This window comes from Variovorax sp. MPBD4-3 (genome assembly GCF_058809745.1).
This window is the reverse complement of the sequence record NZ_JBXASW010000052.1, coordinates 26,627-42,180: the sequence shown is the minus strand read 5'-3', so window position 1 is coordinate 42,180 and position 15,554 is coordinate 26,627. Positions and strand designations below refer to the sequence as shown.

The 15,554-nt window shown below is 68.7% G+C and carries 11 protein-coding genes; 7 read left to right on the top strand and 4 right to left on the bottom strand.

Features of this window, described 5'->3' with window-relative positions; all coding sequences use genetic code 11:
* The coding region (locus AC1RVW_RS24090; protein ID WP_493202983.1) for a DUF2339 domain-containing protein at positions 1-3,222 on the top strand (3,222 nt) is incomplete at its 5' end.
* Positions 3,219-4,739 carry a DUF3999 domain-containing protein gene (locus AC1RVW_RS24085; RefSeq protein WP_493202981.1) on the top strand — a complete coding sequence of 507 codons (1,521 nt, stop codon included), beginning with the start codon at positions 3,219-3,221 and terminating at the stop codon, positions 4,737-4,739. The genes AC1RVW_RS24090 and AC1RVW_RS24085, both read left to right, overlap by 4 nt.
* Before the next feature lie 2 nt (positions 4,740-4,741).
* On the opposite strand, the gene AC1RVW_RS24080 is transcribed toward AC1RVW_RS24085, so the two are convergent.
* The 3 genes from AC1RVW_RS24080 to AC1RVW_RS24070 are packed head-to-tail and all read right to left on the bottom strand — an operon-like array spanning position 4,742 to position 7,079.
* Positions 4,742-5,572, bottom strand: coding sequence for a BPSS1780 family membrane protein (locus AC1RVW_RS24080; protein ID WP_493202979.1), 831 nt, complete (start codon positions 5,570-5,572; stop codon positions 4,742-4,744).
* A gap of 9 nt (positions 5,573-5,581) precedes the next feature.
* A complete protein-coding gene (locus AC1RVW_RS24075) occupies positions 5,582-6,646 on the bottom strand; it encodes a homoserine kinase (RefSeq protein WP_493202977.1) in 1,065 nt (354 codons plus the stop codon).
* Positions 6,647-6,704: 58 nt separating this feature from the next.
* Positions 6,705-7,079, bottom strand: a complete 375-nt coding sequence (locus AC1RVW_RS24070; RefSeq protein WP_106937515.1) for a hypothetical protein — start codon at positions 7,077-7,079, stop codon at positions 6,705-6,707.
* A gap of 96 nt (positions 7,080-7,175) precedes the next feature.
* Here AC1RVW_RS24070 and polA point away from each other — a divergent pair, with 96 nt between their 5' ends.
* The 3 genes from polA to AC1RVW_RS24055 all read left to right on the top strand — a co-directional run bounded on the left by polA (position 7,176) and on the right by AC1RVW_RS24055 (position 12,361).
* Positions 7,176-9,995 carry a DNA polymerase I gene (polA, locus tag AC1RVW_RS24065; RefSeq protein ID WP_285412014.1) on the top strand — a complete coding sequence of 940 codons (2,820 nt, stop codon included), beginning with the start codon at positions 7,176-7,178 and terminating at the stop codon, positions 9,993-9,995.
* Between the two features lie 41 nt (positions 9,996-10,036).
* Positions 10,037-11,332, top strand: coding sequence for a M20/M25/M40 family metallo-hydrolase (locus AC1RVW_RS24060; RefSeq protein ID WP_493202974.1), 1,296 nt, complete (start codon positions 10,037-10,039; stop codon positions 11,330-11,332).
* Between the two features lie 126 nt (positions 11,333-11,458).
* Entirely contained in the window at positions 11,459-12,361 is a 903-nt protein-coding gene (locus tag AC1RVW_RS24055) for a LysR family transcriptional regulator (protein WP_081266874.1), read from the top strand.
* Between the two features lie 22 nt (positions 12,362-12,383).
* Here AC1RVW_RS24055 and AC1RVW_RS24050 read toward each other — a convergent pair whose 3' ends face one another.
* A complete protein-coding gene (locus AC1RVW_RS24050; protein WP_493202972.1) occupies positions 12,384-13,595 on the bottom strand; it encodes a D-amino acid dehydrogenase in 1,212 nt (403 codons plus the stop codon).
* A 240-nt stretch (positions 13,596-13,835) separates the two neighbouring features.
* Between AC1RVW_RS24050 and AC1RVW_RS24045 the strand changes: the two genes are divergently transcribed.
* Entirely contained in the window at positions 13,836-14,726 is an 891-nt protein-coding gene (locus tag AC1RVW_RS24045; protein WP_106935213.1) for a transporter substrate-binding domain-containing protein, read from the top strand.
* 76 nt (positions 14,727-14,802) lie between these two features.
* Entirely contained in the window at positions 14,803-15,552 is a 750-nt protein-coding gene (locus tag AC1RVW_RS24040; protein WP_493202969.1) for an aspartate/glutamate racemase family protein, read from the top strand.
* Positions 15,553-15,554 lie beyond the last annotated feature (2 nt).

The window sequence follows — 15,554 nt, the reverse complement described above, 5'->3', positions numbered from 1 at the left end:
CCGCCCCCGGTTCCGCTGCGCGATCGTCTCCCCGCGCCCATCGCCAACCTGATCTTCGGCGGCAACATGCTCGTCAAGCTCGGCGTGCTGATCCTGTTCCTTGGCCTGGCTTTCCTGCTGCGCTACACGGCCGAACGCGTGACAGTGCCGATCGAATTGCGCTACGCGGCGGTGGCGCTGGTCGGCGCCGGCCTGCTGGTGCTGGGCTGGCTGCTGCGCAACAAGCGCGCGGGCTATGCGCTGATCCTGCAGGGCGCGGGCATCGGCGTCTTCTATCTCACGACGCTCGCGGCCATGAAGCTCAGCGGGCTGCTGCCGGCCAGCGTCGGCTTCGCATTCCTGTTCGGCGTGGCGGTGCTGAGCGCGGCGCTGGCGGTGCTGCAGAACGCGCCGGTGCTGGCGATCGTCGCGGCGCTCGAGGGCTTCGCCGCGCCGGTGCTGGCGTCCACCGGCTCCAACCAGCCGGTGGGGCTCTTCACCTACCTGCTGGTGCTCGATGTCGGCATCGTGCTGATCGCGTGGTTCCGGGCCTGGCGCGTGCTCAACCTGATCGGCTTCGTCGGCACTTTCACGCTGGCGGCCGGCTGGGCGCACAAGTACTACACCGACGACCAGTACGCGACGGTGCAGCCCTTCCTGATCGTCTTCTTCCTGCTGTTCACCGCCATCGGCCTGCTGTTCGCGCGCCGCACGCTGTTCGACGCCCCGGTGCAGCCCGCCCAGCCGCTGGCCACCCGCGCGCTCGACACCCTGCGCCGCGCAGGCCGTGTCGACAGCTCGCTGGTGTTCGGTACGCCGATGGTCGCGTTCGGCATGCAGGTCCTGCTGATGCGTCCGTGGGAATACGGCGCCGCGTTCTCGGCGATGGCGCTCGCGGCCTTCTATCTCGTGCTGGGCCGGCTGGTGTTCGCCACGCAGCCCAAGGGGCTGGCTTTGCTCGCGGAGGCCTACGCCATCGTCGGCGTGATCTTCGGCACCCTCGCGATTCCGCTGGGCCTCGAAGGGCGGTGGACCGGCGCCGCCTGGGCGGTCGAAGCCGCGGGCATGTACTGGCTGGGCGCGCGGCAGCAGCGGGTGTATGCGCGGGCCTTCTCGTTCGTGGTGTTCGCCGGCGCCGTGCTGAAGCTGTTGGAGGCCACCCGGCTCGACGCAGCACCGGGGCATCCTTTGCTCGACGGTTCGGTGATCGGCCCGGTGCTCGTGGCCGTGAGCGCGTTCGCGATGTGGGCCATCCACCGCCGCGCCCGGCTCGACGAGGACAAGGGCGTGGAGGCCGTGGCCGGCGGCGTCCTGCCGTGGCTCGGCATGGCCGCGCTCACGCTGCTGCTGTGGCAGTGGTGGACGCCGCCGTGGGCCGCCGCTGCAACGGCGGTGCTCGCCTCGGTCACCTTTGCGGTGGCGATCCGCTTCGCGTTGTCGCCGCTCGCGCGGGTGAGCTTCGGCATGCAGGCGCTGGCGGTTGCGGGATTCATCGCGACGCTGCACCGCACCGGCGAAGTCGTCGACGGGCGCGTGCTCGAAAGCGGATGGCAGGGTGCCGTGGCGGCCACTGTCATCGCGCTCAGCGTGCTCGGCAGCGCCGCGTGGTCGATGCTGCAGGCGCATCGCGCCGCGTTGGCGCGCGGCGTGCAGCCGGTGTGGTCGACGGGCAATGTGGTCGGCGTGCTGGCCGGCGTGAGCCTGCTGCATCTGGCGATGCTGTTCCAGCTGAGCCTCGCGCAGGCCGCGCTGCTGTGGCCGCTCACCGCCACGGTGGTGCTGTGGGTCGCGCTGCGCATGGCGCATTTCCCGCTCGCCGCGCTGGCCGGGGTGCTGCAGGTGATCAGCGCTCTCGCATTCGGCGCGACCCAGTCGGCTGGGCTCGATGCAGCCGGCGCACCGGCCTTCGCCAGCCTGCGTTTCTGGACGCCCGTGGTGCTCGGCCTGGCCGCATTGCTGGCAGGCGACTGGCTGCGCGACGAAGCGCGGCCTCGCATGAGCGAGCCTGCCGGCTCGGCGCGGCAGCGCTGGGCCAATGCGTGGTGCGCCATCCCTGTGGTGCTGTGGACGCCGGTGGTCTGGGGGCTCGGCTGGTGGCTGTTCGGCATGCTGGACGAAAGCGTTCGCGTGCTGGATCGCCACGGGTTGTCGATCTACGTGCCGGCGGCTGCGACGGCCGTGGCGCTCGTCACCTCCGCGCTGGCGGCGCTGGTCGCGCATCGCCGCGATTGGCAGCAGCTGGGCAGGGCGACCATCGCCACCTTGCCGGGCTTCGGCCTGATCGCGGCCTTTTGCATCGTGGGCGGGCCGACGCTGTTCTACGTGCCGTCGGGCGCGCTGGGCTGGATCGCCTGGCCCCTTGCGCTGGCCTGGCATCTGCGCCTGCTGCGCGCGCAGAAGCAGTGGTTCGAGACCGCGACGTTGACGCCTTTCCATGTCGCCGGCTTCTGGCTCTTCCTGCTGCTGGCCGCGCGCGAATGCCAATGGCAGCTCGGCCGGGTCGGCGCCGAGTGGTCGAGCTGGCAGCTGCTGGGCTGGGCGATCGTGCCGGCGCTGGTGCTGTGGGCGATGCGCTCGCGCGTGCTGCTGCAACGCTGGCCGCTGGCCGAATACCGCGGCGCCTACCTGGAGCTGGCAGCGACGCCGGTGGCCGCATACCTGCTCGCCTGGGTGTGGGTGACGAACGCCGTTAGCCCCGGCGACGCGGCGCCGCTGCCCTATGTGCCGGTTATGAATCCGCTCGAACTCGCGCAATGGCTCATGCTGTTCGCGCTGGTGCTGTGGTGGCGTGCGCTGCCGACGGCGTCGTTCGCACGCGTGCAGCCGATGGTCGCGAAGGGCGCGGCCGGTTTCACCGGGCTTGCGCTGCTCACCGGCATGGTGCTGCGCACCTGTCACCACTATGCGGGCGTCGAATGGCGCTTCGATGCGCTCTATGCCTCATGGCTCACGCAGGCCGCGCTGTCCATCACCTGGGCCGTCTGCGGCGTGGTCGCGATGGTGCTCGGCCATTCGCGCCGGGTGCGCACCCTGTGGGTGGCTGGCGCGGCGCTGCTCGGCGTGGTGGTGCTGAAGCTGTTCTTCGTCGAACTGGCGGACCGAGGCGGCCTGTTCCGCATCGTGTCGTTCATTGCGGTGGGAGCCCTGCTCCTGCTGGTGGGGTATTTCGCGCCCGTGCCGCCGAAGCGGGAAGAGGCACAGGATGCGTCGGAGAAGTCGCCGACGGAAGGAGGGGTTGCATGAGCCGAGATCTTTCTTCCATGCGGGCGCTCCGCGCGGTCACCGCGCTCCTGGCCGTGATGGCTGGGAGCGCCGTCGCGCAACCGGCGACCAGCGCGCCCATCACACTGCAAGGCCCCGGGCCTTACCACCGTCTCACGCTGCCGCTGTCCATCCATGGCCGCGCCGCCTATGCCGACTTGCGCGACCTGCGGGTGCGCAACGGCGCCGGCCATGCGGTGCCCTACGCATGGCTGCGCAGCGAAGCCGCGACACCACGAATCGCCTCGCGGAACGTGCCGATCTTCGCGTTGCCCGGTGTCGATGCCAGCGCGGCATCCGGCGATGCGGCGCTCGCCTTCACGGTGCGCCCCGACGGCTCCCTGGCGCTTGAAGGCAAGGCCGCCAGCCGCAAGGTGACCGACGCGGCCCAATGGCTCATCGACCTGAGCCGGGTCAAGGGCAGCCTGCTGCAGGCGCGCTTCGAGATCGCGCCCGACGCGCGCGGCCTGTTCGCTTTCCATCTGGAGGCCAGCGACGACCTGCGCCGCTGGCGCCCGGTGGGCGGCGAGGAGCAACTCGTGCGGCTGTCCCATGGCGGCCAGACCATCGAGCGCCTCGCGGTCGACCTGGGCAATTTGCGCACGCGCTTCCTGCGCTTGCGCTGGAGCGATCCGCAGCACGGCGTGGCGCTGACCGGCGTGGGCATCGACAGCGTGCAGGAGGTCGAACCGGCCGCGCCGCTCGAATGGTCTGCTTCGCTGAAGCCCGAACGCTGCGCCGCCGACTACTGCGACTACCTGCTGCCGCGCGGCCTGCCGCTGCAGAGCCTGCGCATCGACCTCGCCGACATCAACACCTTGGCGCAGGTCGCGATTTCTGGGCTGTCCGATCCCGCGCCCACGTCATCGGCCGTACAGCCGCGACCGGTGCCGCTCAATCCGCTTTACGCGCTGCGGCATCGGCAGCGCCAGCCGGTGCAACGCTCGGCCCTGGCGGATGAAACTCCGCTGGTCGACACCGTGGTTTACCGGCTCGCGCAGGCCGGCGGCGAAGCGCGTTCCCCGGTGCTGGCGCTCGACGGAGCGGCGCATGCGCGGTTGCGGCTGCGCACTTCCGGTCCCGTGAGCATGCTTGGCGCCACGCCGCCGACCATCTCCGTGGGCGCGGTGCCGCGCACGCTGGTGTTCCTGGCGCAGGGAGCGGCGCCGTTCTCGCTGGCATGGCGCTCGGCGCCGGAAGCCGCGGGCAGCGTGGAAGGCGCGGAGCCCGGTGCGCCGCTGGCGCTGTCCACGCTCATTCCCGGCTATGCGGCTGACAAGCCCGTTGCCGCCGACGGTGCATCGGTCGTGCTGCCCCTGATGAGCGTTGCCGCCGCCGTGGCGCCGGCTGTCCAGGCGCAAACCGCTCCCATGCAGGCGTCGTCGCGCAAATGGTGGCTATGGGGGGCTCTGGGTGCCGGCCTGCTGCTGCTGGCCGGCATGGCGTGGTCGCTGTTCGCGAGCCTGCGCAAGGCAAGGGAGCAGGCCGCGGGCGACTGATTTCAGTTCGGGTCGAAGGTGTCGCGGAAGGTGAACCAGGTAGAGCTCAGCGACATCGCCGCGAGCACCAGCGCCGTGCCGATGATCAGGATGTTGCCCACCGCCAGCGCGGCGCCGCCGGCGCCCAGTGCGCCCACGCCGACCAGCACCGTTGCCACCAGCCCCATGCCGATGCCGGCAATCAGGAACACGCCGAACCACGCGATGCCGAACAGCGCATAGGCGCCGAAGTTGCGGAACAGCGCGACGATGCTGAAGAAAATGCTCTTCACCGGCTCCACGCGGTGCCAGTGAATCAGCGCCGGCGCGTGCCACATGGCCAGCGACAGCGGCAGGTTCAGGCACATCAGCAGCATGCGCGAGAGCTGGAAGTCGCTGCTGGCAATGATCTCGGGCGTCAGCGGATCGTCAAGCAGATAGGCCTTTGCGAGCTGCCCGCCGTCGACCAGCGCGGTCAACAGCACGGCCAGCACGAAGTAGATGGCTGAAATGACGCCCAGCACCAGCAGCGCGCGCCACTCGGCGCGCATGGCGGAAAACACCGCCACGAGCATTGCCGAACCCGTGGGGCGCCGTGCATCGCCCGCGCGGCCGGCGCCCTCGGCGTTGTCGGTGTATGCCACCGACGTGGCCACCATCAGGCCCAGCGTCATGAACGGCACCAGCGCCGGCGCGATGATGCTGCCGATCACCGGCAGGATCGACACCGTCGACATCATCGCCATCAGCAGGAAGAACAGCGAGATGAAGGCCAGCGGCTGCCGCCAGAAGGTCTTGAGTCCGAGGCGGACCCATTCGGCGCCGGTTCGCGCCGGCACGAGGTTGAGTTTCATGGGTGAGGGTCAGGCTGCCATGAGCGGCGCGAGCGCCTGGGCCATGGCATGCGGGTGGGTGGCGCGGTCGCGCAGCACGCGCTCGAAATGCGCGGGGTCGTGGGGCTTGAGCATGCTCGCCTCGCGCGGCAGGTGGAAGTCCCAGAGGCGCGAGATCCAGAAGCGCAGCGCGGCGGCGCGCAGCATCGCGGGCAGCAGCGCGCGCTCGGCCGCGTTCAGCGGGCGCACGGTTTCGTAGGCGGACAGCAGTGCCTCGGAATGCTCGGCGTCGTGCCGGCCGCTCGGCAGGTCGATGGCCCAGTCGTTCAGGCACACGGCCAGGTCGAACAGCCAGGTGTCGGTGCCGGCGAAATAGAAGTCGAACACGCCGGTCAGGCGAGGCGGGGCGCCATCGTCGTTGTCGCCGGTTGCGAACATGACGTTGTCCCGGAACATGTCGGCATGCACCGGCCCGCGCGGCAGTGCCGCATAGGTCGACGATTCGGCGACGTGGTTCTGGTAGGCCAGCTCGGCGCGCAGCAGCGTCGCCTGCGATTCCTCGATATACGGCAGCACCACCGGCACGGTCTCGTTCCACCAGGGAAGGCCGCGCAGGTTGGGCTGGATGCGGGGGTAGTCGCGGCCCGCGAGGTGCATGCGCGCGAGCATCGCGCCCAGTTCGGCGCAGTGGGCGGGGCCGGGCGCCAGCTCGCTGCGGCCTGAAAGCTTCTGGACCACCGCGGCCGGCTTTCCTGCGACGGTGTGCAGCAGGTCGCACGCGGCTTCGGCGGTGCCTGCGGCGGGGGATTGCCCCTTCCTGGCGGCCTTCTCGGGCGCTGGCGGCTCGGCCACAGGCGCGGGCACCGGCAGGCCGGCGCTCGCCAGGTGCTTCATCAGGCAGAGGTAGTAGGGGAGCTGCTCGGCGCTCAGGCGCTCGAACAGCGTGAGCACGAACTCGCCGGACTCGGTGGTCGCGAAGTAGTTGGTGTTCTCGATGCCGCCCTCGATGCCGCGCAGCTCGCGCAGCGGGCCCAGGCCCAGGCGTTGGACGAGCGCGTCTGCCTCGCCGAAATCGACTTCGGTAAAAACTGCCATGACGGGGCTCAGCGCCGCGTTGCGCTTGCTGCTGCGGAAACGGAGAGGCGCACGGTCATCAGAACTTCATCACGTTCCAGACGCGGGGGCCGTTGGCGCCCGTTTCCGTGGAGCCCTGGCGACCGGTGGCCGCGTCGGCCGGGAGCACTTCGTAGCCGGGCATGTTCGACTTGGGCTTGACGTTGATGCTCTGCGTGCGGCCGCCGTAGCGGACTTCGTCGACGGTGGCGGCGCTGTCCTCGGTGTGCAGGTTCTCCACCTTCTGGTTGCGCCGGCCTTCGGCGGCTTGCTCCTGATTTTGTAGCGGATCGCCCGGCGGAGCGGCGGCCGGCGCGGGCGCAGGCTGCTGCGCGTGCACGGTGGCGGCAAACGGGGTTGCGAAAGCCAGCGCCAGCAGGATGCGGCGGGCGACCAGGAGTGTGGAGCTAGGCATGCACTGATTGTAGGCGTGCGCCTGCACGGGGGTGTCGGTTTGCACCTCGTTCCGGTGTGGTTCCGCAGGCCAGTGCGGGCACGGCAAAATGACCCGATGACCGACAAGAAAACGCTGCTGCTCGTGGATGGCTCGAGCTACCTCTACCGTGCCTTCCATGCCATGCCCGACCTTCGGGCCGTGCCCGGCGACCCGAAGAGCCCGGCCACCGGCGCCATCCGGGGAATGATCAACATGATGACCGCGCTGCGCCGCGAGGTCCGCGCCGACTACGCGGCCTGCATCTTCGACGCGCCCGGCAAGACTTTCCGCGACGACTGGTACCCCGAATACAAGGCCAACCGCTCGCCCATGCCCGACGACTTGCGCAGCCAGATCGACCCCATCCACGAGGTGGTCAGGCTGCTCGGCTGGCCCGTGCTCAGCGTGCCCGACGTGGAGGCCGACGACGTGATCGGCACGCTCGCCAAGATCGCCGCCGCGCAGGGCATCGAGGTGATCGTCTCCAGCGGCGACAAGGACCTGAGCCAGTTGGTCGACGAGCACATCACCATCATCGACACCATGAACGGCAAGAAGCGCGACGTGGCCGGCGTGACGGCCGAGTTCGGCGTGCCGCCGCACCTGATGGTCGACTACCAGACGCTGGTGGGCGACTCCGTCGACAACGTGCCCGGCGTGCCCAAGGTCGGTCCCAAGACGGCGGCCAAGTGGCTGCTGGAATACGGCTCGCTCGACGCGCTGGTCGAACGCGCCGCTGAAGTGAAGGGCGCCGCCGGCGAAAACCTCCGCGGCGCGCTCGACAAGCTGCCGCTGAGCAAGCGCCTGGTCACGATCCGCACCGACTGCGACCTCGATGGCCACGTCGCCGGGCTGCCGTCGCTCGAAAGCCTGCCGGTCGGCGCGCCGCAGACGGCCGAGCTCAAGCCCTTCTACGAGAAGTTCGGCTTCAAGAGCCTGGTGAAGACGCTCGAGGCACAGGAAGTGCCGCCCGAGCTGATCGAGGAAAGCATCAAGAAAAAGAAGGCCGGCGCCAAGGCCGGCAAGGACCAGGGCGGCCTGTTCGACGAGCCCGCCGACATGTCGGCGCTGGAGGCGGCCGCCCCCGCGAGCAATCTCAAGTACGACACCGTCATGACCTGGGAGCAGTTCGATGCGTGGCTCGCCAGGCTGGAGGCATCGGAGCTGGCCGCCATCGACACCGAGACCACCTCGCTGGACGAGATGGTCGCGCAGATCGTCGGCGTGAGCTTCAGCGTCACGCCCGGCGAGGCGGCCTACATTCCGCTCGCGCACAACTATCCCGATGCGCCCCAGCAGCTGCCCATCGACGAAGTGCTCGCCAAACTCAAGCCCTGGCTCGAGAACGGCGACAAGAAGAAGCTCGGCCAGCACATCAAGTACGACCGCCACGTGTTCGCCAACCATGGCATCGAGGTGCAGGGCTATGCGCACGACACCATGCTGCAGAGCTACGTGCTCGAAGTGCACAAGCCGCACGGCCTGTCGAGCCTGGCCGAGCGCCACCTGGGCCGCAGCGGCATCTCGTACGAAGACCTGTGCGGCAAGGGTGCGCACCAGATCCCGTTCAGCCAGGTCGACATCGCCAAGGCGGCCGAATACTCGTGCGAAGACAGCGATCAGACGCTCGACGTGCACAACACCCTCTGGCCCCAGCTGGAGCGCGACGAAAAGCTGCGCTTCATCTACCAGCTCGAAATGGATTCGAGCGAGGCGCTCTACCGCATCGAGCGCAACGGCGTGCTGATCGACGCGCCCACGCTGGCCTCGCAGAGCCACGAACTCGGCACGCGCATCATGGCGCTCGAGCAGGAGGCCTACGACATCGCCGGGCAGCCTTTCAACCTCGGCTCGCCCAAGCAGATCGGCGAAATCTTCTTCACCAAGCTGGGCCTGCCCGTGATCAAGAAGACGCCGAGCGGCGCGCCCAGCACCGACGAGGAAGTGCTCGAGAAACTGGCCGAGGACTACCCGCTGCCGGCCAAGATCCTCGAGCACCGCGGCCTGTCGAAGCTCAAGGGCACCTACACCGACAAGCTCGGCCAGCTCGCCAATCCGCGCACCGGCCGCGTGCATACGCACTATGCGCAGGCCGTGGCCGTCACCGGGCGCCTGAGCAGCAACGATCCCAATCTGCAGAACATCCCGATCCGCACGCCCGAAGGCCGCCGCGTGCGCGAGGCCTTCGTGGCGCCCGCCGGCAGCGTGATCGCGAGCGCCGACTACTCGCAGATCGAGCTGCGCATCATGGCCCACATCAGCGGCGACGAGTCGCTGCTGCGCGCGTTCACCGAAGGCATCGACGTGCACCGCGCCACGGCTGCCGAGGTGTTCGGCTCCACGCCGGGCGAGGTGTCGAGCGAGCAGCGCCGCTATGCCAAGGTCATCAACTTCGGGCTGATCTACGGCATGAGCAGCTTCGGGCTGGCCAGGAACCTCGGCATCGAGACCAAGGCCGCGGCGTCCTACATCGAACGCTACTTCGCGCGCTACCCGGGCGTGAAGGCCTACATGGACGAGACCAAGGCGCTGGCCAAGGAGCAGGGCTACGTGGAGACAGTGTTCGGCCGGCGCCTGTACCTGCCCGAGATCAACTCGCCCAACGGCCCGCGCCGCGGCGGCGCCGAGCGCGCGGCCATCAACGCGCCGATGCAGGGCACGGCGGCCGACCTCATCAAGCTCAGCATGGTGAAGGTACAGAACGTGCTTGACGAAGAGAAGCGCGGCACGAAGATGATCATGCAGGTGCACGACGAACTGGTGTTCGAAGTGCCCGAGGCAGAGGTCGAATGGGTGCGCACGGAAATCCCGCGCATCATGGCCGGCGTTGCCGCGCTGAAGGTGCCGCTGCTCGCCGAGATCGGCGTCGGCCCCAACTGGGACAAGGCGCACTGAAAACCACGCTCGAACACGAGACGAAAGAAAACACCTCCCCAATGAAATTCCCGCATCGCAAGTTCCTGCACACCGCCGTCTTTGCCGTCTGCGCCGCCACGCTCGGCACCGCCTTCGCCGCGCCGGACGCCCGCATCGCTGCGCTCGCCGCCAAGGAAAAGCCGGCGCTGCTCGAGACGCTGAAAGACCTGGTCTCCATCGAGTCGGGCAGCCGCGACCTCGAAGGGCTCGAGAAAATCTCGAACCTCATCGCCGACAGGTTCAAGGCGCTGGGCGGCGAGGTCGAGCTGATCGACCCCAGCGCCGAGGCCTACCGCATGGAAGACACGCCCGAGAAGATGGGCCGCGTGGTGCGCGCCACCTTCAAGGGCACCGGCAAGAAGAAGATCCTGCTGATCGCGCACATGGACACGGTCTACACCATCGGCATGCTCAACAAGCAGCCGTTCCGCGTCGAAGGCGACAAGGCCTACGGCCTGGGCATCGCCGACGACAAGCAGGGCATTGCCGTCATCACGCACATCGTGTCGATGCTGCAGGCGATGAAGTTCAAGGAATACGGCACGCTCACCGTGCTGATCAACGGCGACGAGGAAATCAGCTCGCCGGGCGCCCGCGCGCTCATCACGCGCATGGGCGCGGAGCACGACGCGGTCATGTCCTTCGAGGGCGCCTACGTCAAGGAAGACAAGCTCTCGCTTGCGACGGCCGGCATTGCCTCGGTCACGCTGCATGTCACGGGCAAGGCCTCGCACGCAGGCTCCGCGCCCGAGCTGGGCGTGAACGCGCTGTACGAGCTGTCGCACCAGATCCTGCAGATGCGCGACCTGTCCGACCCGGCCACGGGCCTCAAGATGAACTGGACCATCTCGAAGTCGGGCAGCAACCGCAACGTGATTCCGGCCAACGCCACCGCAGGCGCCGACGTGCGCGTGCTCAAGGTCAGCGACTACGACCGCATCGAGCAGCAGGTGAACGAGCGCGTGAAGAAGCAGCTGATTCCCGAAGCCAAGGTCCAGCTGAATTTCGAACGCCGCCGTCCGCCGCTGGAAGCCACGGACGCCTCGCGCGCCATGGCCCGCCATGCGCAGCAGATCTACAAGGACGAGCTCGGCCTGCCGCTGGGCGCCGACGACAAGGCCGCCGGCGGCGGCACCGACGCGGCCTTCGCGGCGCTGAAGACCAAGGCGCCCGTCATCGAGCGCTTCGGCCTGCAGGGCTTCGGCGCGCACTCGGCCGATGCCGAATACGTGCTGGTCGACTCCATCGAGCCGCGCCTGTACCTGGGCACGCGCATGGTGATGGACATCGCCCGCGGCAAGACAGCAGAAAAATGAGCTCGCCCCCAGTCTGCGCGCACTTCGTGTCGCTTCGCCAACCCCCTGCCGGGGGCAACACCGGTGGCCCGGCAAAGCCGGTTCCACGGTGTTCCGCGAAGAAGGCATGACCCACCGCTGATCATCATGCGCCTGCGCCACATCGAAGTCTTCAACGCGATCATGCTCACCGGCAGCGTGAGCGCGGCGGCGCGGCTCATCAACATCACGCAGCCGGCGGTCAGCCGCACCTTGCAGCATGCGGAACTGCAGCTGGGCTTTCCGCTGTTCCAGCGCGCCAAGGGGCGGCTGACGCCGACCACCGAGGCGCTCACGCTGTATCCGCACATCGAGCGGCTGTTCGCGCAGCTCGACGAGGTGCAGCGGCTTGCCGCCAACCTGCGCACGGCCGGCGACTCGGGCGAGCTGCGCATCCTGAGCGTGCTGGCGCTGAGCTACGAGATCCTGCCGCGCGCGCTCAAGGCCTTTCGCGAGCAGTACCCGGGTTATGCGATCACGGTCGAGTCGCTGCACTCGCCGCAGATCATGTCGGCGCTGCTGCTGCAGGAGGCCGACGTGGGCTTTGCGTTCAGCCCGGCGGTGCATCCTTCGCTCACGCAGGAGTCGCTGGCCGACAGCCGCATGGTGTGCATCGCGCCCAAGGGCATGCTGCCGCGCGCGCTGCTGCGCAACGGCTCGGTGGCGCTGCACGACCTGGTCGACCGGCCGGTGATCGGCCTGGACAGCCGCGACCCCGTCGGCACCAGCCTGAGCCAGGCCTGTCGGCAGGCCGGCGTGGGCTTCCAGCAGGCGGTGGTGACGGTGCAGACCTACCACGCGGCGCTGGCCATGGCGCATCACGGCATCGGCATTGCGCTGATCGACGGCTGCACCGCGCGCTCGGCCGATCGCGAGAAGGTCGACGTGCTCACGCTGGAGCCGCACATCCCGGTGCCGATACGGGCGCTTCGCTTCGCGGGGCGGCCCGATTCGGTGGTGGTGCGCGGCATCACGCGCTGCATGCAGCAGGCGCTGCAGGACGCCGTCTAGCGCGCTGTTCCGTTCGTGCCGGTCAATCCGCCAGCGCCCGCGCGATCCGCTGCGCGGAGCCGAAGGCCAGCGTGAACCCCAGCGCGCCGTGGCCGGTGTTGAACAGCATGTTCGACGGCGCGCTGTCCAGCCGGCCGATGATCGGCAGGCCCGTCGGCGTGGCGGGTCGCATGCCGGTCCAGGGGTGCAATGCTTCGAAGCGGCTCGCTTGCGGGAAGAGGGCGCGCGTCGCGGCCTCCAGCGCCTCGATGCGCGTGGCCGGAATGCGCGCGTCATGCCCCACCAGCTCGGCCATGCCCGCCACGCGCAGGCGCGAGCCGATGCGCGCGAACACCACCTTGCGCGCGCTGTCCGTCACGTTCACGCGCGGCGCCGCGCCGGGTGCGGGGTCGACATCGACCGTGATGCTGTAGCCCTTGAGTGGATACACCGGCAGGTAGGCACCGAGCAGGCGGCCCAGCCTGTGCGAGGCGGTGCCCAGCGCCATCACGAAGGCTTCGGCCTCCACGTCGCCATTGCTGGTGCGCACTGCGGCGATGCGCTCGCCGTTGCGCGCGAAGCCGTGCACGTCGGTGCCGAGCATGAAGCGCACGCCGCGTGCGCTCAAGGCGCGCATCAGCTCGGCGCACACCTTGAGGCAGTCGGCGGCACACTCGCTCGGCGTGTAGACAGCGCCAGCCATCCGCGCCCGATAGCCTGCCAGGGCGGGTTCGATGGCGACGCACTCGTCGGGCGTCACCAGCCGCTGTTCGCTGCCCATGGCGCGCTGCAGCTCCAGCTGCGCACGCGCGCTTGCCAGCGATGCCGCACTCGCATACAGCACCAGCTTGCCGGTGGCGGAGAAATCGCAGTCGGGCGAGATGTCGGCCCGCATCGCCTCGAAGCCCGCGCGGCTTTCGGCCGCCAGCGCCAGGAGCTGCGCCGTGGTGCGCTGCGAGGTTTGCGCGTTGCAGGCAGCCAGGAACGCCATGCCCCAGCGCCACTGCAGCGGATCGAGCTGCGGCCGCAGCTTGAGCGGCGAAGTGGGCGAGAGCAGCAGCTTGGGCAACTGCTTCCAGATCGACGGGTCGGCCAGCGGCTGCACATAGGAATAGCTGAGCTGCGCGCCGTTGCCGCCGCTGGCCCCGGCTCCCGGCGTCGCGCGATCGATCACAGTGACCTGGTGGCCCTGGCGTTCCAGCTGCCAGGCCGTGGCCAGGCCCACGATGCCGGCACCGAGCACACACACATGCATTGGGACAACTTTCCGGGAGTGATGAAGAAAGAAGAAAGAGGCGCGATGCAGACTTTAGAGCCGCGCGCCGCCCGCCGCCCATGCAAATAGCACGCCGCCCCATAGCCAAAGTGCATGCCCGGCAGACCCCGTCTTGCGCCCATAACCTTTGGGCATGGCCCGGGTTTCTATTGGAATTATTCGCCTGGGCCCGTCCTTCCTACACTGCCCTTCTGTTCAATCCAACCGAACGGAGCTCGAATGAAATCCTCTTCACTGATGGCTTCCATGGCCGCGGCGGTGCTCTTTGCCGGCACCGGCGCGCAAGCCGCCGACACGCTCGCCAAGATCGCCGAGTCCGGCAAGATCACGCTCGCCTACCGCGAGTCTTCGGTGCCTTTCAGCTACCTCGACGGCCCGGGCAAGCCGATCGGGTTTTCCGTCGAGCTTTCGAATGCCGTGGTCGAGGCGGTGAAGAAGAAACTGAACAAGCCCAACCTGCAAGTGGCGCTGATGCCCGTCACCTCGCAGAACCGCATTCCGCTGATCACCAACGGCACCATCGACCTGGAGTGCGGCTCCACCACCAACAACACTGCGCGCAGCAAGGACGTGGCCTTCGCCATCAATCATTTCTATACGGGCACGCGGCTGCTGGTGAAGAAGTCCTCGAAGATCAAGGACTACGCCGACCTCGCAAAGAAGACCGTGGCCAGCACCACCGGCACGACCAACGTGCTGGTCATGCGCAAGTACAACATCGAGAAGAACCTCGGCATGAACATCGTGCTGGGCAAGGACCACGCCGATTCGTTCCTGCTGCTGGAGAGCGACCGCGCCGTGGCCTTCGCGATGGACGACGTCCTGCTGTTCGGCCTGATCTCCAACGCGAAGACGCCTTCGGACTTCGAGGTGGTGGGCGAGTCGCTGCAGGTCGAGCCCTATGCCTGCATGCTGCCCAAGGACGACCCTGCGTTCAAGAAAGTGGTCGACGACACCTTCGCCGCCATGATGAAGAGCGGCGAATTCGAGAAGCTCTACGACAAATGGTTCATGCAGCCGATTCCGCCGAAGAACCTGCCGCTGAACCTGCCGATGAGCCCGCAGCTGAAGGAAAACCTGAAAGCCTTGAGCGACAAGCCAGCCATTTGAGTTCGCCCCCAGGCGGGGGCAATGCCAGCGGCCCGGCAGAGCCGGTTCCGCGGCATTCCTGAAATAGAAAGAGATCATGGTTTCGACGAACGTTGTCGGCATTCTTGGGGGCATGGGCCCCGCGGCGGGCGCCGATTTCGTCCGGCTCTTCGTGCAGGCCTGCGCGCAGCAGATGCGCGCGCGTGGCGAGCCGGTGCGCGACCAGTCCTTTCCCGAGCACTGGCTCGCGCAGGTGCCGGTGCCCGACCGCACCAACGCGCTGGCCTCCACCGAGCAGGGTGCGCACCAGCCGCTGGAGCCAATGCTGCAGGCGCTGGGCCGGCTGGCCGCGCTGGGCAGCCGGGCCGTGGCCATCGCCTGCAACACCGCGCACGCCTGGCATGCCAGCCTGCAGGAGCGCTTTCCGCAGGTCGAGCTGCTGCACATGGCGCGCGAGACCGCGCGGCAGCTGTCGGCGCAGGGCGCGAGCGGCGTGGCGCTGATGGCCACCGAGGGCACGTACCGCGTGCGCCTTTATGAGCAGGCGCTGGCCGACGTGGGGCTGCACTGCCACATCCCGCTGGCGGAAGAGCGCCGGACCATCACGCGCGGCATCTTCGACGGCGTGAAGGCCGGCAACATGGCGCTGGCCGAGCAGTGCTTCTCCGAAGTTGCGCTGCGCCTGGCGGAACGCCACGGGCCGGTGACCATCGTCATGGGCTGCACTGAAGTGCCGCTGGGCCTGCAGGGCTCGGCCGCCGTGGCCGGGCTCGACCTGATCGATCCGGCTCAGGTGCTTGCGGCCGCGCTGGCGCGCCGCGCCTACGGCATCGACCAACCCCACTGAAA